The following is a 23711-nucleotide window of genomic DNA, read 5'->3' as shown; positions in this document are numbered from 1 at the left end:
TGATTCTAAATAGTGCTTTTTTTAGTCTACTGAGGGGTCTAATGGGCTGATAATCAGTTCGATTTATCAACATAAGTTATCCACATACGAGATAATGCCATCTGGGTTGCAAAACTGCCTTTGAAATACGTACCCACGGTATTACATTTGTACCCGTCTGATTTAGAACAGCAGAAAATACATGTTGACAAAGAAACAATCCATGTCCAAAGCAACCAGATTTGTTTTAATCTCTCTCACCTACACATTTTTCTTATTATTATCATTTGGTGCACTGGCGCAAGATGCGGCCGGTGGTGGTGATGCAGATGGTATTCCTACAGATGAAGCACTGGCGTCAGCCGGAGCTAGCATATTCAAGGCGAACTGTACCCAATGTCATGCCATCAATGAGGTGGTTATTGGTCCAGCACTTAAGGATGTGCATGAGCGGAGATCTAAAGAGTGGTTGACGAGTTGGATAAAGAATTCGCAGAAGCTCATTCAAAGTGGTGATGAGTACGCCGTAGAAATATGGCAACAATATAACAAGACGGCTATGCCGGCTTACCCTTTCTCTGATGAGGAAATTACTTCTCTTCTCTCTTACATAAAAGTAGAGTCAAATAAAGAGCCTGCTCCGGTAGCAACAGCTGAGAGTGGTAGTACGGACCAGGTTGTTGCAGGTCAAGGCGATTCTGTGTCCTCAGGCTACCTCACCGCTATACTGGTTGTATTGGTGGTTGTACTGGTCTTGATCCTTATCGTATTAGGATTAATGGTCTCTGTGCTTACTAAGTACCTGAAAGATCAGAAGGAGTTAGATGCGGAAGATGTTGAGGTAGTTAACCAGAAAACTGATATTCAAAAAGTACTGACCAGTGATTTTGTCATTGGTTCGGTAATATTCATTTTCGTGGCCCTTTTACTTAAGACGGCTATTGACGGTGCGTTTACCATCGGAGTACAGCAGGGTTATCAGCCTAATCAACCCATCGCTTTTTCACACCAGATTCATGCGGGTCAGTTTGAAATAGACTGTAACTACTGTCATACCGGAGTGAGGAAGTCAAAAGCTGCCAACATTCCTTCTGCCAATATCTGTATGAATTGCCATACGGCCATCAAGACAGAATCTCCTGAGATCCAAAAGATTTATGCAGCCATTGATTACGATCCTTCTACCGGAGAGTATGGTGAAAACACTAAGCCTATCGAGTGGGTACGTGTTCACAACCTTCCTGACTTGGCTTATTTCAACCACTCACAGCACGTGGAAGTAGGTGGGTTGGAATGTCAGACTTGTCATGGTCCTGTCGAGGAAATGGATGTTGTATACCAATATTCTACCCTTACCATGGGGTGGTGTATCAACTGTCACAGAGAAACAGAAGTTAACACAAAAGATAACGAATACTACACCAAGTTAGTGGAGTTGCATGCTGAGCATAGCAAAGAACCTCTTAAAGTAGAGGACATTGGAGGTTTGGAGTGTTCAAAATGTCATTATTAATATACCTAGCTTGAAAAAGATTAGTCCATCAATATGAAGGAAACTAAGAAATACTGGAAAGGATTAGAGCAGCTTCAAAACAAAGCTGAGTTTCAAAAATATGCTAACAAGGAGTTCCCGGAGTATTTGCCCATCAGTGGTGAAGACGGAGGGGAGCCATCTCGAAGAGATTTCCTTAAGCTTATGGGATTTGGTATAGCTGCTGTGTCATTGGCAGCTTGCGAGACCCCGGTTAAAAAGGCTATTCCTTACGTAAAGAAACCTGTAGCAGTTGATCCCACACTCCCTAATTACTATGCTTCCACATATGTGAGTGGTAGCGATTACTGTAGTGTGCTGGTGAAGACAAGAGAGGGTCGACCTATCAAGCTTGAAGGAAATAAGCTGTCTACCATTAGTGGTGGTGGTACCACTCCTCAGGTAGAGTCTTCTGTACTCTCTCTTTATGATCAGGAACGACTTACGGACCCTAAAATTGATGGAGCAAAAGTTTCATGGGCTGATTTGGACAGTGCTTTGGCTAAGGAATTTGCTGCGGCTAATGGCAAGTTGACCATAGTGAGCAACTCAATTGCTTCTCCTTCCACCCAGGCTACTATTAACAAATTGACTGAGAAATTTGGAGGCACTCATGTTTCCTATGATCAGGTATCGTTTAGCGGAATGCTTTCGGCTTACGAATCAGCATTTGGAAACAGAATGATGCCATTTCATGATTTCTCCAAAGCCAAGACTTTGGTTTCGTTTGGAGCTGACTTCCTTGGGGCCTGGCCAAATAGAACTGCCAACAACAAGCAATTTGCGGCAGGTCGTAAGCTTTCTAAGGATAAAACGGATATGTCAAGGGCCTATGCTTTTGAATCGAATTTATCCCTTACAGGGGCCAACGCTGATTATAGAGTGGCGATTAGGCCCTCACAAGAAGGACTTTATGTAGCCAACCTTTACAATGCTGTGGCTGCCAAGATGGGAGCGACTCAGGTAAATGTCGCTAAAGTTGATAATGAGCTTTTGACTAAGGCTGCCAACGATTTGGTGAAGACACAGGGTGCTTCGTTGGTCATGAGCGGATCAAATGACATCAACGTACAGTTGATGGTGATCGCGATCAATGACTTGCTTGGTAACTATGGAGCTACTCTTGATATTTCAAAGTCAGTAAACCTGAGAAAAGGAAACGATGCTCAGTTTGCGGATTTCGTTAATCAATTGAATGCAGGATCCGTGGCAGGAGTAGTATTCTACAACTGTAACCCTGTTTATGATCATCCACTTGGAGCTCAAATAGAGGCGGGTCTAGCCAAAGCTAAATTTGCGGTTTCTACCAGTGATAGAGGTGACGAGACTGCTTCGCTGGTGAAATACCAGGCGCCTGACCATCACTTCCTTGAATCCTGGAATGACTTTGAGCCAGTGACTGGATTCTTCAGTTTATCGCAGCCGGCTATTCAAAACATCTTTAACACCCGACAAGCACAGCAGTCATTCATGACATGGGCTGGTGAAGAGGGTTCTTATTACGATTTGGTGCGTGACACCTGGAACTCTAACGTATTCGCTAAAGCCAATAGCATCGAGTTTTTCAACTTCGACGCGTTTTGGAACAAGTGTTTACATGATGGTGTATATGAAATTAAGAGTGAAGCACAATCAGCCTCTGCTGATGTGGCAGTGAGTGCTGTGGCTTCTGCCATCGGTTCTTCATATTCACTCGATAATGCAGGATTGGAGTTGGTGATCTATCAAAACAGCAGTGTTGCTGATGGTATTCAGGCCAACAACCCATGGCTTCAGGAAATGCCCGATCCTATTACCAAAGCTACTTGGGATAACTATTTAACTGTATCACCTAAGCAGGCCGAGGAGTGGGGAATTGAGATAGGGGACATGTCCACCCAGAAGGTGAATTTCACCGCAAATGGTGTGACAGCTGAAATCCCTGTGTTGCCACAGCCAGGTCAGGCATATGGCACGGTTGGTTTGGCTATTGGTTATGGTAGAAGTAAAGCAGGAAAAGTAGCCGATGGGGTAGGAGTAAACGCCTATCAGTTTGGTACTGTGAGCAAAGGAACTGTCAGTTTTGCCGTTACCACGGGTGTGAGCGCTGAGCCAACAGGTACACCTTATCGAATCGCTCAGACTCAGACGCACCAGACTTACATGGGCCGCGAGACTGTCATTCAGGAAACCCTTCTTAAGAACTATCAAAAAGATAATCAGGCCGGAAGAAATTTCCCTAAAATAGCTACCGCAGAGGGGTACAAGAAACCCTACGCCGTTTCCCTATGGAAGGGCCATGAATACCCTAATCACCATTGGGGTATGATGATTGACTTAAACTCTTGTACGGGGTGTGGATCATGTACGATCGCATGCCAGACAGAGAATAATATACCTGTGGTAGGAAAGCAAGAAGTACTCAACAGGCGTGAGATGCATTGGATCAGAATCGATAGATACTATAGTTCTGATGCCACAGAGGGTAAGGCCATGGAGGATCCAGCAGAAAATCCTGAGGTGACTTTCCAGCCGATGATGTGTCAGCAGTGTAATAACGCACCTTGCGAAACTGTATGTCCGGTGGCTGCAACCACACACAGCAGTGAAGGACTCAATCAAATGACTTACAACAGATGTATTGGTACAAGGTATTGTGCTAATAACTGTCCATATAAAGTAAGAAGATTTAACTGGTTCAAATACCACGATAACAAGCAGTTCGATAAGAACATGGCCATGAATAATGACCTGGGCAAGATGGTGTTGAATCCGGATGTGACAGTGAGGGCCAGAGGGGTTATGGAGAAATGTACCTTCTGTGTACAGAGAATCCAGTCAGGAAAGCTTGAAGCAAAAAGAAACGGAAGAAGACCTGAGGATGGGGAAGTTGTTTCAGCATGTGCAAGTGCGTGTCCTTCAGAGGCTTTGGTATTTGGGGATATGAAAGATCCAAATAGCCGAATTTCTCAGATGCTTCAGATCAAGCAGAATGAGAAGAGTGTAGAAGCGAGAGAGCCAAGAGCCTATCACGTATTGGAAGAATTAAGAGTGATGCCAAATATTTGGTATCTGACTAAAGTCAGAAATAAAGATGAAGTGTCTAAAACTGAAAAAGCAGAAGCATAATATCCTATGATAGCAGAATCAGCAATTAGAGAGCCCTTAGTTACGGGTGGAAAAACAGTACACGACGTTACAGAGGACATTGCCGGAAGAGTAGAGGAAAAACCTGCGAAACTATGGCTGTTTGCCATGGCTATTTCGCTTGGTACATTGACCATAGGAGCATATGCTGTGGCCATGACCCTTTGGGAAGGCATTGGAATGTGGGGATTGAACAAGACCGTTGGTTGGGCCTGGGATATTACCAACTTCGTTTGGTGGGTTGGTATTGGTCACGCAGGTACTTTGATTTCAGCCATTCTGTTGCTTTTTCGTCAACGTTGGAGAATGTCCATTAACCGGGCAGCTGAGGCGATGACCATATTTGCAGTAATCTGTGCTGCCATGTTCCCTGTTCTGCACATGGGAAGGCCATGGTTAGGCTTTTACTGGGCGTTGCCACTCCCTAACACTTTTGGATCACTTTGGGTAAACTTCAATTCACCACTGTTGTGGGATGTATTTGCGATATCAACTTACTTCTCTGTATCACTTGTTTTCTGGTACATTGGTTTGATTCCTGATTTCGCTACCATCAGGGACAGAGCCACCAACAAAGTTTCTGCTGCCGTATATGGTGCATTGAGTTTTGGATGGGATGGAGCGGCTAAGACCTGGTCGAGGTATGAGACCGTGGCATTGGTTCTGGCTGGTTTGGCAACACCTCTGGTACTTTCAGTACACACGATTGTATCTTTTGACTTTGCGACCTCAGTAATTCCGGGTTGGCACACAACCATCTTTCCACCTTACTTCGTAGCGGGTGCGATCTTCTCAGGTTTTGCAATGGTATTGACACTTCTTCTGATTACTAGAAAGGTGTATAAACTGGAAGATTACATCACTATTCAGCACATCGAACTAATGAACATTGTAATCATTATTACAGGCTCTATAGTAGGTGTGGCTTACATCACAGAATTTTTCATGGCATGGTATTCCGGAGTGGAAGCAGAGCAATATGCTTTCATCAACAGAGCCACAGGACCATACTGGTGGGCATATGCCTCTATGATGACTTGTAATGTCATCTCTCCGCAGCTCTTCTGGTTTAAGAAGATCAGAACCAATCTGGCTGCTACGTTTGTGATTTCTATTATCGTAAATATTGGAATGTGGTTTGAGCGTTTCGTGATCATCGTGACCTCACTACACAGAGACTTTTTGCCTTCAAGCTGGGCGATGTTCTATCCAACCATGTACGATGTAGGAGTATATGTATTCACTTTTGGATTGTTTTTCACAGCGTTCTTCTTGTTTGCGAAGTTCTTCCCTGTGATCAACATGGCGGAAGTAAAAAGTATTATTAAAGCAACTGGCGAAAACAAAAAAGCATAATGGCTCACGAAAGCAATTATATAGTCGGTGTATATGAAGATGAAGATGTTCTCTTGAAGGCGATCACTCAGGTGCGTGCAGGAGGAGTCAAAATTCATGAAGTTTATTCACCATTTCCGGTACATGGTATTGACGATGTGCTAGGTTACAAAGGTTCCAGATTATCTGTTGTAGCGTTCCTGTTTGGATTATTGGGTACTTCATTGGCCCTTACCATGCAGTTGGGAATGATGACAGTAGATTGGCCAATGATCATTGGAGGAAAGGACTATGCTCCAATCCCATCATTTATCCCTGTGACATTTGAGCTGACCGTTTTGTTGGCCTCTTTTGGGATGGTGGGGACTTTTATGATTATTAGTAATCTTAAGCCCTGGGGAAAGCCGAAGCTATTTGACAAGCGTATTACTGACGATAAACACATCGTAGCAATAGACCTTGGTAAAAATAAAGTTGAAGAAGCAGCTATCAGCAGTCTTTTGAAAGCAAGCGGAGCTTCTGAAGTGAATCTGAAAACACTTTAATGAAGATGTTAAAACATACATATCAAATACTAGTTGCGGGTGTGGTTACTGCCATGTTAGGTGCATGTGCTGCCGGTGTGGATGATACGGGCTTGGAATACGCCCCACAGATGTATCACTCTACTCCGTATGAACCACTTTCACAAATTACAGACGAGAGCAAAGGAAGTTGGTTGGATTCAAATCCTGAGGATGAACATGGTGAGTTTTATAACTCAAATCCATACAATCCTTTTAAGATGACCATGAGAGAGCCCGTGGCGAATACCATTAAGAGGGGTGAGTATATTGCTTCGAATGGTATAGCAGCTGATGATTATGCTACTGCTGAAGAGGTTTTGACCAATCCATTTGCTGACTCGAAGGAAGCTTTGAAAGAAGGTAAGGCTCTTTATCTCAGGTTTTGCGAGCATTGCCATGGAGAAAAAGGTGCAGGCGATGGACTGGTAGGTGAAGTATATAAGGGTGTAACGGCCTATAATTCTGCCACAGTAAAGGATAAAAAATCCGGTCATATTTTCTGGGTGATTACTAATGGCAAGGGACGCATGGGAGCTCATGCCTCTCAGATAAGTGTGGATGATCGCTGGAAGATCGCTACTTATGTACAAACTCTGCAACAACAATAAAAACTGATTTTTATCCATTTTAGATATGGCTGAGGAAACATTTGAATTTACAGCAAAGACCAAAAAGAATCTATTCATATTTATAGCAGTAGGGGCAGTTTTAGCTTTACTGGGAATTTTCTCTATATCTATGGGTGGAGGTCACCATGAGTTGGAAGGGGAGGCTGGTCATGCGTTCCACTGGACTCAAAGGCTCTACGCAAACCTATGGATCAATAATGTATATTTTGCTGGAATAGCTCTTATCGGAGTGCTGTTCTTTGCCATTCAATATGCAGCCCAGGCGGGATGGTCTGCTGGGATTAAGAGAATACCTCTTTCATTTGGAGCATGGATTCCATTTGCAGGTGTTCTGATGTTAGTAACTTATTTTGTGGCAGGTCACGACTTGTTTCACTGGACTCATCATGATCTTTATGATCCTGCATCCCCGGACTATGATTCTATCATTGCTGGTAAGGGCCCTTATTTCTTTTGGCCACTTCATGGAGGATCGGTGCCTGTGTTCTTCCTGGCTCGTTTAGTTATTTTCTTTGCTGTATGGTATATGCTTTTTGCAAAGCTGAAAAGCCTGGCCTATAAAGAGGATTTAGAAGGTGGAACAGAGAAGTGGTATCAATTGAGAAAATTGTCTGCCATATTCATTATTTTCTTTGCAGTGTCTTCGTCCATGGCTGCCTGGGATTGGGTATTATCTATCGATACACACTGGTTCAGCACCATGTTTGGATGGTACAACTTCGCCAGCTGGTGGGTTTCTGGATTGGCCTTGACTGCTTTCATTGTGGTTCTTTTGAAGGACAAAGGATACTTGAGTATAGTGAATGCCAATCATATTCATGATCTGGGCAAGTTCATCTTTGCTTTCAGTGTGTTCTGGACTTACATATGGTTTTCACAGTTTCTATTGATCTATTATGCCAATATCCCTGAGGAGACCATTTATTATGTAGAAAGATGGAAGAACGGTCAGTATGCGCCATTGTTTTACCTTAACCTGATCGTAAACTTTTTCTTCCCTTTCCTTGTATTGATGACAAGAAATGCCAAGCGGCATTCGAGATTCATCAAGGTGGTGGCTCCAGTTATAATCATCGGACACTGGCTTGATTTCTACCTGATGATTACACCAGGAACACTGAAAGGTAACGGAGGTTTTGGACTCCTTGAGCTTGGCTTAATGTTCGTCTACTCAGGAGCTTTTATCTATGTGATTTTGAATCAGTTGTCTAAGGCACCACTGTATGCCAAGAATCACCCCATGCTGGAAGAAAGTTTACATCATCATATTTAAAAATCAGAGATAAGATAAGTAATTCGATATGTTGGATTTGATCATAATATTAGCAGTTATCTTGGTTGTAGGAATCCTGATTTCCATATTCAGGGTATTTACCTTGGTTGGGATTGTGAAGGGAGACTCGAAAAAAGAGATACCTGCCAGCAATAAACTTCAGGCTAGTTTACTTGTAGTATTTCTGGTTTTAGGGATAGTCGGTTTCTTCTACTATTCTTTTGGAGGTTTGGATGAGAGTTTTGTTCAGCCATTAGCCTCCGAGCATGGTGTGGTTACAGATCGTTTGTTCTGGATTACTATGGCTATCACTGGTTTCGTATTTATTGTGACGCAGATATTTTTGTTTGGGTTTTCTTATAAGTACCAGCACAAAGAGGGCAATCAGGCCCATTTCTACCCTCATAACAGTAAATTGGAGTACATCTGGACAGCTGTTCCGGCGGTGGTTTTGGCGATACTTATTATTTCCGGATGGAAGGCATGGGTTGATATTACAGGCCCTGCACCAGAAGGTGCTGAAGTGATTGAAGTAATGGGGTACCAGTATTCATGGGCCGTGAGATATGGTGGCGCCGATAAAAAACTCGGAGACTACGATTACAAGAAAATAGATGTGGTGAATCAGGTTGGAATTGATTTTAGCGATAGAGCATCCTTCGATGATTTTATCCCGACCAAATTGTATCTCCCAAAAGGAAAGCCTGTGCTGCTCCAGATTAGAGCAAGGGATGTAATCCATAGTGTCTATCAACCCCATTTCAGGCTACAGATGAATGCTGTACCAGGTATGCCAACCAGGTTCTGGTTTGTTCCTACCAAAACCACTGAGGAGATGCGTACAGAGACTGGAAATCCTGAATTCAACTATGAATTAGTATGTAACAAGATATGTGGGAAGGGGCATTTTGCCATGAAATATTTGATTGAGGTACTAGAGCCCGAGGAATATGAAAAGTGGTATGCTAGTCAGGATGCCTGGCTGAAACAAAATGCAGACTATCTTTCTCAGGTTCCTGATGAGTTGCAGGAAATGGCCAGAATAGCATCGGGTATTGAAGACAATGCCGGAATACAAAAAGTTGGAAATTCAGTTGTTAGCAGTACATATTAAAAAGAATTAACATGTCAGTAGCAGACATTCAAGTAGAAGAACATTTGGCACATGATGATCACGAGCATCATGAGCAGAGCTTTATCAGTAAATACATTTTCAGCACAGATCATAAGACGATTGCTAAGCAATTCCTGATTACCGGAATCTTTTGGGCGATCATTGGGGGTGCACTTTCCATCATTTTCAGGCTGCAGCTGGGTTTTCCTGAAATGCAGCTGGATTGGTTAAGACCAATTCTAGGAAAATGGATCACTGAGGGTGGAAAATTGGACTCAGAGTTTTATTTGGCACTTGTAACTATGCACGGCACCATAATGGTGTTTTTTGTACTGACCGCCGGTCTGAGTGGTACATTTAGTAATTTCCTGATTCCTCTTCAAATAGGGGCCAGAGATATGGCGTCAGGGTTCATGAATATGCTGTCCTACTGGTTTTTCTTCCTTTCAGGTCTTGTAATGTTTATCTCGTTATTTCTTGAGACAGGGCCAGCTTCGGGTGGGTGGACAGTTTATCCTCCATTGAGCGCGTTGCCACAGGCTATTCAGGGTTCAGGGGCAGGTATGACCATGTGGTTGGTTGCAATGGTGTTCTTTATTGTGTCAACTTTACTTGGTGGTATTAATTACATCACCACCGTGATCAATATGAGGACGGAAGGCATGTCCTTCTCACGTTTGCCATTGACCATCTGGGCCTTCTTTATCACTGCGGTAATTGGTTTGTTATCATTCCCGGTACTTGTTGCTGCTGCTTTGCTGTTGGTTTTTGACAGGTCTTTTGGGACGAGCTTTTATTTATCTGAGATATATATCAACGGTGAGGCACTGCCTAATGTCGGTGGTAGCCCAATTCTTTATCAGCATTTGTTCTGGTTTTTGGGACACCCGGAGGTTTATATTGTAATTCTCCCTGCTCTTGGTATTACCTCTGAAATTATCTCTACGAATTCACGGAAGCCAATCTTTGGTTATCGGGCCATGATTGGTTCTATTCTGGCGATTGCTTTCTTATCTTTTATTGTTTGGGCGCACCACATGTTCGTGACAGGTTTGAATCCTTTCCTTGGATCCATCTTCATGTTCCTTACGTTGATTATCGCAGTGCCATCAGCAGTAAAGGCATTTAACTACATCACCACACTTTGGAAGGGTAACATCGTATTTACTCCTGCGATGCTATTTTCTATCGGTCTGGTTTCTTTCTTTATATCAGGTGGACTCACGGGATTATTTCTTGGAAACTCCGCGGTGGATATTTCATTGCATGATACCTATTTTGTAGTCGCTCACTTTCACCTTGTGATGGGAAGTGCATCATTCTTTGGTTTGTTAGCTGGTGTTTACCATTGGTTCCCGAAGATGTTTGGCAGAATGATGGATAACCGGTTAGGATTTATTCACTTCTGGATGACATTTGTGGGAGTTTATCTCGTATTCTTCCCGCTTCATTACATTGGTATAGCTGGTTTTCCAAGAAGGTATTACTCATTCACCAGCTTTGATGCTTTCAGCTCGTTTGCTGACCTTAACTCATTTGTGAGTGTGGCAGCTATTGTGACTTTTGGTGCACAGTTTATCTTCTTGTTCAACTTCTTTTACAGTATGTATAGAGGTAGGAGAGCACCTCAGAATCCATGGAAGTCTAACACGTTGGAGTGGACTACACCAGTAGAACCCGGACATGGTAACTGGCCTGGAGCAATTCCTAAAGTATACAGATGGCCATACGACTATAGTAAGCCTGGTGCTGCAGAGGATTTTATACCACAGCATATTCCTTTCAGCCAGACTCCAGAGTCGAATCTTCCGCACGAATCTGAGGCAGCGAAAACTGAGGGTAGTGCTCAGGTTAATGAAACAAAATAACAGATCATTAAAAGTTAATTTATATACGATCATTGCCGTCTACTTTTTGATACTAGTGGGCGGCATTGTTCGTAGTATGGGGGCGGGTATGGGGTGCCCAGACTGGCCCAAATGCTTTGGATCTTATGTGCCTCCAGCCAGTGCTTCTGAGCTTCCAGCCAACTATGAGGATATATTCGTGTCTTCTAGGGTTGAAAAGAATGAGCGATTGGCTGCTACGCTCCTGTGGTTTGGTTGGGAGGATTTGGCGCAGCGTGTAACAAATGATCCGTCCATAGGGGTAGCTACTTATTTTGATACTCAAAAAGCATGGGTGGAATATATCAATCGACTGGTGGGTGTGATCATAGGTTTTCTGGTTATCATGAACATGATTTTCACTTTGAAATACATAAGTACTATTAAATGGGTGGCTATTCTAGGAGTTTTGTCCTTTGTATTGGTGGTTTTTCAGGGTTGGATAGGCTCTTTAGTCGTTTCTACTAATCTGCTTCCGGGGTTCATTTCTTTCCACATGATCTTGGCTTTGTTGCTGGTGGCTTTGTTGCTCACACAGCGGTATCTGATGTCTTCACGGGATGAGCACCGAGTGACAGGTGGTGGCTGGTTGCTTGTGCTGCTCGTACTGTTTACCATTCAAATCATTTTTGGCGTTCAGGTTCGGGAGGAGATAGATGTGATCAAACATGGGACGGACATAGATCGCTCGGGTTGGTTGGACCAACTGGGCTTGTTGTTTTATGTGCATCGATCATATTCCTTATTGCTAACCGCCATAGTGGGTTATGTGGTTTATTTAAACTGGAAGCACGGAACTGTTTCTGCCTTTTTGAAGTCTCTGGTTGTTATCATCTGTATAGAGATCGGTTTAGGTGTGATCATGGCGTATTTCAGCTTTCCTGCGTTTGCTCAGCCACTACATTTGCTTCTTGGAACAATGGCCTTCGGAGTTATATTTTACCTATTTTTGTACGCAAATTCATATGCCCAAAAGAGTTGATGCAATCCATTGAATTACATAGCATTTCATTCACAGAAAAGGTCAGAGCGTTTTATGAACTTTTGAAGTTTAGACTGTCCTTTTTAGTAGCCTTCTCCTGTGGTTTCGGTTATTTACTTGGGAATCAGGGGCACATAGACTGGATTCATTTTGGCTGGTTGGTTTTCGGAGGATTTTTGATTTCCGGTACTTCAATTGTTATTAATCAGATTATTGAGAAAGATCTGGATAAGCTGATGAAGCGGACTCAAAACCGACCTTTACCAACCGGAAGACTTTCTGTAAATGAAGCTGTTCAATATGCGCTATTGATTGGTGCTTTGGGCTTTGGTATCCTTGTTTGGCAGACCAATATCCTGACCGTGTCGCTTTCCTTTTTGTCGATGGTGCTATATTCTTTTGTTTATACACCATTGAAACGAGTGGGGCCAATAGCTGTATTTGTGGGAGCTATACCTGGTGCCTTACCTCCATTGCTTGGATGGGTGGCTGCCACAGGAAGCATATCACACGAAGCCTTGATTATTTTCGGAATCCAATTTATCTGGCAATTTCCGCATTTTTGGGCAATAGCTTGGGTGGCCGATGAAGATTATAAAAGAGCAGGCTTTAAACTTCTTCCAGGTGGAGGAAAGCAAGACCTTAACACGGCGATCAACATAATGATCTATACGCTGTTTTTACTGCCTTTGGGCCTGCTTCCTACTTATTTTGGGTTGGTCGGAATTACCAGTGGGGTAGTGGCTACAGTTTGTGGAGCCCTGTTTTTGAGTCAGACATTCTCATTGATGAAGGATTATTCACGTAAGTCGGCATTGAAAATTATGTTTGGGTCCTTTATTTATTTGCCGATTGTGCAGATAGCGTATTTATTAGATAAGGTGTGAAATGGATAAAGCAGCAGATATACCAGTAGGAAATGTGAGGGTGAGGTCGATGCACCCAAAGAAGTTTGCCATGTGGCTTTTCATCATTACGGTGACAATGATTTTTGTGTCGCTTTCAAGTGCTTATATAGTGAAGAGAGCTGAAGGAAACTGGCCACTTATCGAGTTTCCGTCATTGTTCAATGTGACTACCGTGTTGATCGTGTTGAGCAGTGTAACGATGCAACTGGCATATATTTTTGCGAAAAAGAATAATTTATTTTGGTTAAGATTGAACCTGATATTGTCCGGGCTTTTGGCATCAGGCTTTGTGATTGGTCAGTACCTCTCTTGGAGTCAGTTAGTTAGCCAGGATGTCTATTTTGTAGGTAATCCTGCCGGTTCGTTTATTTATGTTTTTACGGGATTGCACGCTTTGCATTTAATCGGCGGAGTTGTTTTCTTAGCAATCGTATTAGTGAACGCTTTTAGATATAAAGTACACTCAAAGAGTCTGGCACAGATAGAAATGTGTCTGACTTACTGGCATTATCTGGGTGGACTTTGGTTGTATTTATACTTATTTTTGATTTTAAACAATTAGACACGCGCTATGGCAAACACAGCAGTTATAGTAGATGAAAGCACCACCAACCCCTGGGGTGGTGGAGTGGCTCCAATGAAGGCGAGCTATGGAAAACTCATGATGTGGTTTTTCTTGCTTTCGGATGCTTTCACGTTTTCGGCTCTCCTGATTACATACGGGATGATCAGATACAGTCACCCCGCATATGATGGAGCTGTTGCTGATTTTGCATTCTCACAGGAGTATTGGCCAATCCCTGAAAAAGTATTTGATGCAGTGCCCTTTTTACACGGCGTGACGGCTCCATTGGTTTTCGTGGGGATCATGACCTTTGTGCTTATATTGAGTAGTGTAACCATGGTGCTGGCTGTAGAAGCAGGTCACAGAATGGATAGGAAGGGTGTTGAGAAGTGGATGTTGTGGACCATTGTTGGTGGTTTTGCTTTTCTTGGATGTCAGGCATGGGAGTGGTCACACTTTATCCATGGTACGGATTTGAGCAAAAATGTAGGTTCCAATATTCTACAAGGGGCCAGTTTGACTATGAATCAATATGGTCCATCCAATTTTGCTGCCTTGTTCTTTTTCATCACAGGGTTTCACGGGTTTCACGTTTTTAGTGGAGTGATGTTCAATTTTATTATATTCTACCAGGCAGTAATTGGCGTTTTCGAAAGAAGGGGACATTATGAAATGGTGGAGAAAGTAGGTCTCTACTGGCACTTTGTTGATTTGGTTTGGGTATTCGTATTTACGTTCTTTTACCTTATCTGATTTTTAAATAGACACAAACATGGAATTAGAAACTACAGAAGTTCAGGTAATCCCTGAAGATAAGTCCAAGATAAATAAGATATTAAAAGTAGCCTTGATTTTGGGCGTGGTTACGGCCATCGAGTTCGTAATTGCTTTTACAGTACCAGCAGGAGTATTCAGAACGTCAGTGTTTATCATTCTGACCATTGTGAAGGCTTTTTACATTGTGGCTGAGTTCATGCACCTGGGGCATGAGAAGAAATCGTTGAAGTTGTCCATTTTACTTCCGATCATATTTATCGTTTTCCTGATTTTCATCTTGATGTATCAGGGAGCGGCCATTTTGGAAGTCCTTCAATAACTTTCCGAAGAAATGAATGTTTAAATCATGCCTGAGTTAGTTGGGCATGATTTTTTTTTTGAATGATTATGAACAAAAGCAGGCCGATTGTTATTGTCTTTTTTGTGATAGTTTTTGGGCTACCTATCGCATGGTATTTCTTCTTACAAGCCTTTGGTGAGAATCGTTTTGACTTACCTGTTTTAGGTGAATGGAATACTACCTGTATCAACGACAGTAGCTTCGTTGTGCTGGATGCTAATGTGGCTATGGATTTTGTGAATGAACGAAATCGGATTATAGCCAAAATGAAAGACCTCCAAAAAATGAACTACCACGAATATCCGCTGGATTCCTGCGGCTTGCCCGGCTCAATTTATTTAGTTGACAATGGGCGAATGATCCGTGGGGAATTCGAGTTAAACCGTGAGGAAGTGGATAGGCTGCTTGCCGAAATTGATATTTATTTACTAAACCTAGATAATGGAACAGATTATTCAAACCAGTAAGTCATACTCTAAGTGGATAACGGTAGTTTCTGTGGCGATCCCGGTAGTGGTAGCCGTTCTATTGTTTGCTCCTGTTAAGCTGTCATTTGAGAACGGCGGGTGGATACAGCTATTGCCTACTTTAAATGCTGTGATCAACAGCGCTACCGCTGTACTATTGCTTGCGGCATTGGCAGCCATAAAGACCCGGCGTACCACCCTGCATCGGAACCTCATGATGACGGCTCTGGGACTAGGGACTCTTTTCCTGCTCTCATATGTTTTATATCATGCCTCTACGGTTTCCACGGTTTATGGGGACATCAATCACGATGGGGTGTTGAGTGAAGCAGAACGCGCTGAAATAGGGGGTTATCGAACGGTCTATTTGCTTACCCTGCTTTCACACATCGCTTTGTCAATCGTGGTGGTTCCATTTGTCCTTTTCGCTTTCTATTATGCGCTCACAGGTCAGTTTGTGAAGCACGTAAGGATTGTAAAGTATACCTTTCCAGTGTGGTTGTATGTATCTGTTACTGGGGTGATCGTTTATCTTATGATTAGTCCTTATTACCTTTGAACCTAATCAATTACGAGGCTGTTTTCCAGGCATGAAACAAGTTAGATATTTACTTTCATTGGTTGCTTTATTCATGATGCCAGTGCTTACTCATGCGCAATGTGCCATGTGTAGGACCCAAGTGGTGAATAATGTGAGTCATGGTGACACTGCCTTGGCTGCAGGTCTGAATTTCGGGATCCTCTATTTATTCTGCGCCCCATATCTTATTATTGGACTAGTGGCGTTCATCTGGTATCGTAATGCGAAAGTTAATGGCAAAAAAAGGGCCTTTGAAGGCAATAATTGAAGGTAAGTGTCCCAGATGTAGGGAAGGGAATATGTTTCTGTATCCCATTTCGAATTTGAGAAAGTTTGGAGCCATGCACGAAAACTGCCCTCATTGTGGCCATCGCTTTGAGCAGGAGCCCGGTTTTTACTATGGTGCCATGTATGTGAGTTATGCGCTCTCAGTCGGTATTTTTTTAGCTACTGTGTTTGTCTTATATGTTTTTGTGGGGGATCCGTCACTCGAAACTTATATTATCAGTATATCGGCTGTGGCACTGCTTTTGTACCCCTTCACCTTCAGGTATTCCAGGATCATATTTACCTATGTTTTCGGAGGAGTCACTTACGATCCGAAAAAATCGAAATAGTGTATCTTGGGAGTGATTATCTAAGGTATGCGGCTAAAATTCAGCTTTTTTCTCTTTCTACTAATTCTTCTGGCTGTCCTTTTCTATGGGATAACCAGCAATCGACAACCCGAGACGATTGCTCAGGTAATATCCACTAATTTACAAACCGTACTTAGGGCCCAACAGCAAGACATAGATCAATTTGAGAATGAATTGGCTGTCTATACCAACCCTTTTTCCATTAAAGACAATGCTCGTTTTAGCAAGCGGGTCTTTGTTAATGGGGGATTGGTCTACTGGACTGACAATCAGTTTTATCCTGAATATGGCGCTTTAAAAAAATCAGACACCCTTTATACCATAAAGGATGACTTTGGAGTACGGATTGTCAAAAGGAGGCAGGTGGTAACCGATCGGGATCTGATCGAAATTTTCTCAATGGTTACGCTTTATGAAAGTCCTCCGGTCAAAAACCAGTACCTATCTGATCGGCTCAATAGCGAAATTTTCGAGGCTTATGAACTGAGAATTACGGACAGTGGCCCACATACTTTTTCATTCAACGGTATTCCCTTATTTACGGCAGTTATTTCAGAACAGGGCCATCCAAATGGTGAGTGGATGGGATTAGTGGCTTTGATTCTGGCGGGGTTGCTGTGTGTTTGGTTTGTCATAAGCGCTCTTGGGAGATCTTCCTATTCCAAACTCCAAAGATCAGGACTTTTGATCATGATTATTGTGGGATGGAGGCTGCTGCTTTTTTGGTATACACAGACAGCCGTTGGTGATTGGGACCTCTTCAATCCGGTATTTTTTGCAGCAGATCTGATCAACCCCACCTTGGGGGACTTACTTGTGAATGGATTTGTGCTTTTCATCATATCTGCCATTGTGTACAGCGCCGTGGTGAGCGACCTGTCAGATTGGGTGAGCAAATTGTCTCGTCCAGGGGCTATCGGGATAGGGGTACTCCTTTCACTAATGATTGTGATGGTGGCTTGGCTGGTCTACGGATCTACCTGGCTGCTTTTAGAGCATTCGCAGGTTGAGTTGGACATCAGTAGCTCTATCGTTTTTAATGAGTTAAGGATCAGTGCATATGCATTTTTGATATTGATAGGGCTATCAGTGATGCTGATTTTCAGCATTTGCCAATTGACTCTGTTTGTCCTTCCTGTAAATAAAGTGCTGAAATACATTCTTATGGTGAGTGCGCTCCCCCTAACTATTGTATTGCCTGGTCCTGGTCTGGGGTATGCGAGTGCATTTGTGCTACTTTCCTGTTTGGTTGACTTCTGGAAGTTTAGTAAAGCGATCAACAGGCTTCGTTACCAGACTTTCATCTTTCTGGTCATGGTTTTCGCAACCACATCCATTGTGAGCTCTCTGGCAGTTTACAAGCATCACGAGAAGGATGATTTAGTAGCTAAAGAGAAGTTTGCTAACAGACTTCTGATTAGAAATGACATTATAGGGGAGTATTATCTCAGTGAAATCATCCAGGAGATTTCTCAGGATCGATACGTAAGAACCCGTCTTATGAGCAAGATTCTGGCCCGACAAAACATCAGGGAGAAGATCAAGAGACAGTTTTTGGCATCCTATTTTAAGAAGTACGACATAGATGTTTATTTATTTGATGCTGCGGGTGAATCTCTGCAGCCTGACGTTTCGACCAAGTCATATAAAGCGTGGCAGCAGGAGTATGCCATTCCTGAATATTATACCGATTATGAGGGCATTTATTTCATGGAAGATCGGGAAGAGAACGTCAGAAACAAATACTTATGCTTTCTGGAGATTTCGGCATATGGTCGTCAGGTAGGCTATATTTTACTCGACCTTACGCTGAAGAAGTACATCCCATCCAGTGTGTTTCCTGAATTGCTTCTGGAGAGTAAATATTATCTGGGAAGTAAAGTAGAGTTTGACTATGCCGTGTATAAGAACGGTGAGATGCTCTACAAGCAGGGCCGCTACAGCTTTGAAAATAAGCTTTCGAGTGCTGAGTTTCAGGATGAAGAGCTGTATGATAATGGGTTGGAGAAAGGGGGGTATCACTACTTTGGTCTAAAGACTGTAGACAACCGCACGGTGATTATAGTGTCTCCGACTTATCAGACTCAGGCGATCCTGGCCAATTCAAGTTTTATGTTTTTGCTATTGGTTTTCTTCACAGGATTCCTGTTTCTTGGCGCCCGCATTTTTGTATCTGGAGCTCAGTTCAATCTGTCTACCAAGATTCAGGTCTACCTGGGTTTGTCCTTTTTACTGCCTATGCTGGTGGTGAGCGTTGCCTTGATTAATACATTGAATTCTTCCTACCGTGAGGAGATTGATCGTAATTTTCAGAAGAGGAGCTATAATATCGCAGAGAATATCCTTGATCAGTCTGAAATGTTTTTCTCTAATCAGATCAATATCGATGAATATGCCAACGAAATTGTGGAAGCTGCTACCCTTGCTCAGTCTGACCTCAATATCTATGATATCAATGGACGGTTGGTCATTACCAGTCAGCCGGAGATCTTCAGGCTCGGGTTACTTTCCAGGCTGCTGGATACAAAAGCATATTACCAGATCAAAAATAAGCGAGAGCAGAACATCATATTAGATGAAACCATTGGAAAGTTAGATTTCAAAACTTCCTATACGGCGCTCAGGTCCTACAAAGACGGCCGCCTTATGGCTTTCTTATCTATGCCTTATTTCGATTCTAAAAATCACTTGCGCCAGCAGCAGGTAGAGGTATTTAATAGCCTCGTGGTTATTTTTTCAATCATATTCCTCATATCACTGCTTGGAGGGAATGTGATTGTCGGTCAGCTGGTGAGGCCACTGAAGAAGATTGGTGAGCGAATCAGAAAAATCAGCCTTGAGGAGACCAACCAGCCTATTCACTATGAAGCACAAGATGAGATTGGGAGTCTGGTCAAAGAATACAATATCATGCTGGTGAAACTGGAAGAGAGCAAGGAGGCACTGGCGGCCATACAGAAAGAGTCGGCCTGGAATGAAATAGCCCGTCAGGTGGCGCATGAAATCAAAAACCCGCTGACACCTATGCGACTGAAGATCCAGCAGATGATGCGATCATTCGAAACAGATAGCAAGGAATATAAGACTTGCGAAGCGCTGATCAGTCAGGTGGATTCTCTCAGCAGCATAGCAGACTCTTTTTCAGAGTTTGCCAAAATGCCCGCACCTAATAATGAGCCGGTGGAAGTGATAGGTCTATTGAATAAGACTATTGATCTCTACCAAAGCAATGAAGTGGCATTGAAGAAAGACTATGAGGTGAAGTCTGTTATGGTTTATCTGGATCCGAAGATTTTCAGTCGGGTTATTACCAATATTTTACTCAATGCCATACAGTCTAAGGAGACCCCCGAAACGCACAAAATAAAGGTAGGCGTGCGCGTGAGCGGTGATAAAATGATCCTGTCTGTAGCGGATTCGGGAATGGGAATTTCGGATGAGCAAAAAGAAAAAGTATTTACTCCCTATTTTAGTACTAAATCTAAAGGAAGTGGGATAGGTTTAGCTGTAGCTAAAAAAGGAATTGAAAACGCCGGAGGTAACATATGGTTTGAATCGGAGCAGGGGAAAGGTACTACCTTCTACATCTCATTACCTGTCTATTCGGTATAGCCTGATTTTGCTGTTTGGATTGATCGTCCTGACAGCCCATTCTCAGTCGTTTAAGTGCTCCACTTATTTGGTTGGAGAAACTGTTTTGCTGGACACCTTGCCAGTAGAAGCTTCCAGCATTTCTGTCAACCCCGATGTGGCATTTCGCCTCGAGCCCGATCATCGCACCATCACCTTTTTGGAGACGCTCACTCAGGACTCAGTGGAGATTTGTTTCCGCTCCGTTTCTGAAGTCATACACCAGCCGGTGTTCAATAGAGATGTGAATAGATACACTGCCGGTGCACTGAGAGAAAGGGGTACAGCTCTTTCACCGATCAAAGAGGAAGAGATCTTTTCTTTTGGGACGGTTAGCACCTTTGGGGCGATCACCCGTGGAGTCACCTTTGGCAACCGCCAGAATGTCTTTGTTAATTCGGCTCTTAACCTCCAAATGGAAGGCAACCTTAGCGAAGACCTGAAGGTGAGTGCTGTCATTACGGATCAGAATATCCCTTATCAACCAGAAGGTAACACGCAGCAAATCAGAGATTTTGATAATGTGTTTATCAAGTTATACAATGACCAGTTTGAAGTGATTGCTGGGGATATTGTACTGCAGAACCCGGTGAAGGAGAGCTATTTTCTAAAATACTATAAGAATGTGCAAGGGCTGGCCATGAAGGCTCACACATCTGTGGGCAAAGAGTGGAAATCCACTTCTCAGGTGTCAGGGGCGCTGGCCAAGGGTCAGTTTACCTCGGCGGTGATTCAGCCACAGGAGGGTGTGCAGGGCCCCTATAAATTGCGAGGAGCCAATGGAGAGCGATTCATCATTGTGATGGCTAACTCCGAGCGGGTGTATTTGGACGGAAGGTTGCTGGAGCGGGGATTTGATCGGGATTATGTGATCGATTATAACCTCGGTGAAATTACCTTCAGTAGTGCGGTCATCATCACCCGGTTTTCCAGGATTCGTGTGGATTATGAGTTTGCCAATCAGTTCTATACCAGAACCAACCTGTCTGCCACCCAGCAGCTCAGCAATGAGCATTTATCGGTGTACTTTAATTATTATCAGGAAAAGGATAATCCATCCAATACCCTCGCCTTTGACCTGAACGAATCCGATGTGCTGAACCTTAGAGCAGCAGGCGACAATGGTGGTGTCGCGAGTATTTCTGGTGTGGACTCTACTGCATACATTGAAAATGCTGTCCTATATCAAAAGCGGGATACGGTCAATGCAGAAGGTGCGCAGGTCAGCATCTTCCAGCAAAGCACTGACCCGGAAGTCGCTGTATTCAGGATTAGTTTTTCTGAAGTGGGTACAGGCAACGGAGACTACATGCTCGCAAATACTACTTCAAATGGACGGATTTATGAATGGGTAGGGACCGGTGCTGGCAGTTATGCGCCTATACAGGTCATCCCCACACCCAATCAGAAGCGAATGTTTGTTTCAGGCCTGCGGGCCAAAATAGGGGCGTATGAACAGGTCTATCAGGAGCTGGCCATATCCACACTGGATCAAAATCTGTATTCGCCCATAGACGATGCTGACAACAGCGGCTTTGCATGGAAAGGAGGGGTGGTGTCTTCGGGTCGTGAGATTTCATTTTTACCGGGCTATCCGGTCAATGCAGAGCTGACTTATGAGTTTGATAGCAGGTATTTCACCTTTATTGATCGATTTAGAAGTGCCGATTACGATCGGGACTGGGGTTACGATGTATTTGCAGATACCCTGAAGACCCGGCAGGATCAGATTTTTTCTGCGCAGGTTGGATTAAGAAAAGACGACCGCAATGGTGGTCAATATGGCCTCACCGTGAGGAATAGGGCTCAGGTTGTTGCGGGTGTCCAGCAGGAGTTAAATCTTGGTCACAGGATTGGCCCAATGGAGGTGAAGTCCAGTAATTTCCTTATGACCAATCAACCCGCGGGATATCACTCCGAATGGCTCCGGTCCAGCCAACAGATTCAGCTCGTGGATTGGGTACTTCGACCGGGCTATCATTTTTCATTGGATCACAACACAACCACTGATGTGGACACCGAAGAAGTGTTGAGTACATTGATGTATTTTGATGCTCATGATTTTTTCGTCGAAAGCGGAGATTCATTGAAAACCACCTTTAGAGCAGACTATATACTCAGAAAGGACAAACTCCCTGTAGATGGCACACTGAGTCCCTATACAGAAGCCGAGGAATACCGGTTCACGATGAATTCCAAAAGCCTGACGAATCATCAGGTGGGTGCTCAGCTCAACTACCGGAAGGTGAAAGAACAGATTGGTGACAGGGATACAGATGAGAATATACTTGGTAGGGTATCCTGGTTGGGACATTTTGCGAAGCGGCACATTACCAGTAACCTTACTTTTGCGACGGCAAACATTCGTGAGCTTAAGCGGGAATTTGTTTTTTTGAATGTAGCCACGGGAGAGGGGACTCATACCTGGCGGGACGAAAATGAAGATGGAATACAGGATATCAATGAATTTTATGAAGCTATTAATCCAGATGAGAAGACCTTCATTAAATTATTCACACCCACAGATGAGTACATCAATGCCTACCAGTCTACTTACATACACACGCTGGATGTGAAAATGCCCGAGGGCTGGCGTGATGAAAGCGGGATTTTACCCGTGTTGTCCCGGGTGTCTTTCAATACCAACCTGAAATATGACTTCAAAACCACTTCACAGGATTTGATGTCAAGGTTGGATCCCTTCTCTGTGGACCTCAGTGATGAGAAAGTTGTTTCAGCAAGGAACCTCTATCGTCATACCCTTTTCTACAACAGGAATGCTCCGGGCTTTGGATTGGATGTCACGCGTTCAGGGCAGAGTAGTAAATCATTGCTCAGTGGGGGATTTGAGATTAGAGAGAAGCAGGATTGGCTCGCTGCCTACCGCATTGGATTTGGGTCAGTAGTTACTTTGAGAGGCCGTGGTGGGCTGGGCGAAACGGTTAATCATTCGGATTTTCTGGAAAGCAGGAATTTTAGCCTTGGGAGAAGAACCATTGAAAGCGAGGTGGTCTGGCAGCCACTGAATACCTTCAGACTCATCACGGGCTATGGCAGAAGAGACAAACAAAGGTTGGCGGAGGGAGATGAGAATACCCAGATCAATGAATATAAGCTGGAAGCCACATGGGTCAGGTCGGGGCAAGGTAACCTGAATGCTTCCTTCACTTGGCTGGAAATTCAATTCGACGGGGAAATCAACTCGTATCTGGGCTATGAGCTACTTGAAGCCCTCCAGCCAGGGACTAACCAGAAGTGGAATATCAACTGGCAGCAGTCCCTGGGCAAAGGGTTGCAGCTTTCGCTTCAATACTTTGGTAGAAAATCTGCAGAAAGTGCGGCTGTACATACAGGATCGGTGCAGGTGACCGCTTATTTCTAGAAC

General features: G+C 43.5%; 18 protein-coding genes. All 18 read left to right on the top strand.

The window, feature by feature from the left end:
* The first annotated feature begins 202 nt into the window (after positions 1-202).
* The 18 genes from ACHKAR_RS03145 (at position 203) to ACHKAR_RS03060 (ending at position 23708) form a co-directional block, all read left to right on the top strand.
* Positions 203-1492 carry a cytochrome c3 family protein gene (locus tag ACHKAR_RS03145; RefSeq protein WP_395416130.1) on the top strand — a complete coding sequence of 430 codons (1290 nt, stop codon included), beginning with the start codon at positions 203-205 and terminating at the stop codon, positions 1490-1492.
* Positions 1493-1525: 33 nt separating this feature from the next.
* Positions 1526-4618: a TAT-variant-translocated molybdopterin oxidoreductase gene (locus ACHKAR_RS03140; protein ID WP_395416129.1), complete on the top strand. Its 3093-nt coding sequence runs from the start codon at positions 1526-1528 to the stop codon at positions 4616-4618.
* Positions 4619-4624: 6 nt separating this feature from the next.
* A complete protein-coding gene (gene nrfD / locus ACHKAR_RS03135; RefSeq protein ID WP_159580195.1) occupies positions 4625-5992 on the top strand; it encodes an NrfD/PsrC family molybdoenzyme membrane anchor subunit in 1368 nt (455 codons plus the stop codon).
* The gene (locus ACHKAR_RS03130; protein WP_159580193.1) at positions 5992-6516 is read left to right on the top strand and encodes a DUF3341 domain-containing protein; all 525 of its coding nucleotides are present in this window, start codon (positions 5992-5994) and stop codon (positions 6514-6516) included. Before nrfD ends, ACHKAR_RS03130 begins: the two co-directional genes overlap by 1 nt.
* A 5-nt stretch (positions 6517-6521) precedes the next feature.
* Positions 6522-7145 carry a c-type cytochrome gene (locus ACHKAR_RS03125; RefSeq protein WP_395416128.1) on the top strand — a complete coding sequence of 208 codons (624 nt, stop codon included), beginning with the start codon at positions 6522-6524 and terminating at the stop codon, positions 7143-7145.
* A 25-nt stretch (positions 7146-7170) separates the two neighbouring features.
* Positions 7171-8439, top strand: coding sequence for a quinol:cytochrome C oxidoreductase (locus tag ACHKAR_RS03120; RefSeq protein WP_159580189.1), 1269 nt, complete (start codon positions 7171-7173; stop codon positions 8437-8439).
* A gap of 61 nt (positions 8440-8500) precedes the next feature.
* Positions 8501-9553, top strand: coding sequence for a cytochrome c oxidase subunit II (locus ACHKAR_RS03115; protein WP_395416127.1), 1053 nt, complete (start codon positions 8501-8503; stop codon positions 9551-9553).
* Positions 9554-9564: 11 nt separating this feature from the next.
* Positions 9565-11421, top strand: a complete 1857-nt coding sequence (locus tag ACHKAR_RS03110) for a cytochrome c oxidase subunit I (protein ID WP_395416126.1) — start codon at positions 9565-9567, stop codon at positions 11419-11421.
* On the top strand, positions 11408-12421 hold the full coding sequence (locus tag ACHKAR_RS03105) for a COX15/CtaA family protein (protein ID WP_395416125.1): 1014 nt from the start codon (positions 11408-11410) through the stop codon (positions 12419-12421). Before ACHKAR_RS03110 ends, ACHKAR_RS03105 begins: the two co-directional genes overlap by 14 nt.
* Positions 12421-13308: a heme o synthase gene (gene cyoE / locus ACHKAR_RS03100; protein WP_159580181.1), complete on the top strand. Its 888-nt coding sequence runs from the start codon at positions 12421-12423 to the stop codon at positions 13306-13308. The genes ACHKAR_RS03105 and cyoE overlap by 1 nt, the downstream gene beginning before the upstream one ends.
* Position 13309: 1 nt before the next feature.
* Positions 13310-13891: a cytochrome c oxidase subunit 3 gene (locus ACHKAR_RS03095; RefSeq protein WP_159580179.1), complete on the top strand. Its 582-nt coding sequence runs from the start codon at positions 13310-13312 to the stop codon at positions 13889-13891.
* A gap of 9 nt (positions 13892-13900) precedes the next feature.
* On the top strand, positions 13901-14647 hold the full coding sequence (locus ACHKAR_RS03090) for a cytochrome c oxidase subunit 3 (RefSeq protein WP_395416124.1): 747 nt from the start codon (positions 13901-13903) through the stop codon (positions 14645-14647).
* 19 nt (positions 14648-14666) lie between these two features.
* On the top strand, positions 14667-14990 hold the full coding sequence (locus ACHKAR_RS03085) for a cytochrome C oxidase subunit IV family protein (RefSeq protein WP_159580175.1): 324 nt from the start codon (positions 14667-14669) through the stop codon (positions 14988-14990).
* 62 nt (positions 14991-15052) lie between these two features.
* Positions 15053-15478, top strand: a complete 426-nt coding sequence (locus ACHKAR_RS03080) for a hypothetical protein (RefSeq protein ID WP_395416123.1) — start codon at positions 15053-15055, stop codon at positions 15476-15478.
* The gene (locus tag ACHKAR_RS03075; protein WP_159580171.1) at positions 15453-16037 is read left to right on the top strand and encodes a DUF420 domain-containing protein; all 585 of its coding nucleotides are present in this window, start codon (positions 15453-15455) and stop codon (positions 16035-16037) included. The genes ACHKAR_RS03080 and ACHKAR_RS03075 overlap by 26 nt, the downstream gene beginning before the upstream one ends.
* Positions 16038-16309: 272 nt before the next feature.
* Positions 16310-16675, top strand: a complete 366-nt coding sequence (locus tag ACHKAR_RS03070; RefSeq protein ID WP_159580169.1) for a DUF983 domain-containing protein — start codon at positions 16310-16312, stop codon at positions 16673-16675.
* A 27-nt stretch (positions 16676-16702) separates the two neighbouring features.
* On the top strand, positions 16703-20308 hold the full coding sequence (locus tag ACHKAR_RS03065) for an ATP-binding protein (RefSeq protein WP_395416122.1): 3606 nt from the start codon (positions 16703-16705) through the stop codon (positions 20306-20308).
* A complete protein-coding gene (locus ACHKAR_RS03060) occupies positions 20247-23708 on the top strand; it encodes a hypothetical protein (protein WP_395416121.1) in 3462 nt (1153 codons plus the stop codon). Before ACHKAR_RS03065 ends, ACHKAR_RS03060 begins: the two co-directional genes overlap by 62 nt.
* Positions 23709-23711: the final 3 nt, after the last annotated feature.

This window comes from Marinoscillum luteum (assembly GCF_044005705.1).
In the GTDB taxonomy this organism is placed as follows: Bacteria; Bacteroidota; Bacteroidia; order Cytophagales; family Cyclobacteriaceae; genus Marinoscillum; species Marinoscillum luteum.
The sequence above is the reverse complement of the archived record's forward strand: the minus strand, read 5'-3'. Positions and strand labels throughout refer to the sequence as shown.

What these genes read in the sequence shown, in the direction of transcription:
- ACHKAR_RS03090 (WP_395416124.1), top strand. Translation starts at nt 13,901, where the DNA reads ATGGCAAACACAGCAGTTATAGTAGATGAAAGCACCACCAACCCCTGG.
- ACHKAR_RS03105 (WP_395416125.1), top strand. Translation starts at nt 11,408, where the DNA reads ATGAAACAAAATAACAGATCATTAAAAGTTAATTTATATACGATCATT.
- ACHKAR_RS03080 (WP_395416123.1), top strand. Translation starts at nt 15,053, where the DNA reads ATGATTATGAACAAAAGCAGGCCGATTGTTATTGTCTTTTTTGTGATA.
- ACHKAR_RS03140 (WP_395416129.1), top strand. Translation starts at nt 1,526, where the DNA reads ATGAAGGAAACTAAGAAATACTGGAAAGGATTAGAGCAGCTTCAAAAC.
- ACHKAR_RS03130 (WP_159580193.1), top strand. Translation starts at nt 5,992, where the DNA reads ATGGCTCACGAAAGCAATTATATAGTCGGTGTATATGAAGATGAAGAT.
- ACHKAR_RS03075 (WP_159580171.1), top strand. Translation starts at nt 15,453, where the DNA reads ATGGAACAGATTATTCAAACCAGTAAGTCATACTCTAAGTGGATAACG.
- ACHKAR_RS03065 (WP_395416122.1), top strand. Translation starts at nt 16,703, where the DNA reads ATGCGGCTAAAATTCAGCTTTTTTCTCTTTCTACTAATTCTTCTGGCT.
- cyoE (WP_159580181.1), top strand. Translation starts at nt 12,421, where the DNA reads ATGCAATCCATTGAATTACATAGCATTTCATTCACAGAAAAGGTCAGA.
- ACHKAR_RS03095 (WP_159580179.1), top strand. Translation starts at nt 13,310, where the DNA reads ATGGATAAAGCAGCAGATATACCAGTAGGAAATGTGAGGGTGAGGTCG.
- ACHKAR_RS03145 (WP_395416130.1), top strand. Translation starts at nt 203, where the DNA reads ATGTCCAAAGCAACCAGATTTGTTTTAATCTCTCTCACCTACACATTT.
- ACHKAR_RS03125 (WP_395416128.1), top strand. Translation starts at nt 6,522, where the DNA reads ATGTTAAAACATACATATCAAATACTAGTTGCGGGTGTGGTTACTGCC.
- ACHKAR_RS03110 (WP_395416126.1), top strand. Translation starts at nt 9,565, where the DNA reads ATGTCAGTAGCAGACATTCAAGTAGAAGAACATTTGGCACATGATGAT.
- ACHKAR_RS03120 (WP_159580189.1), top strand. Translation starts at nt 7,171, where the DNA reads ATGGCTGAGGAAACATTTGAATTTACAGCAAAGACCAAAAAGAATCTA.
- nrfD (WP_159580195.1), top strand. Translation starts at nt 4,625, where the DNA reads ATGATAGCAGAATCAGCAATTAGAGAGCCCTTAGTTACGGGTGGAAAA.
- ACHKAR_RS03085 (WP_159580175.1), top strand. Translation starts at nt 14,667, where the DNA reads ATGGAATTAGAAACTACAGAAGTTCAGGTAATCCCTGAAGATAAGTCC.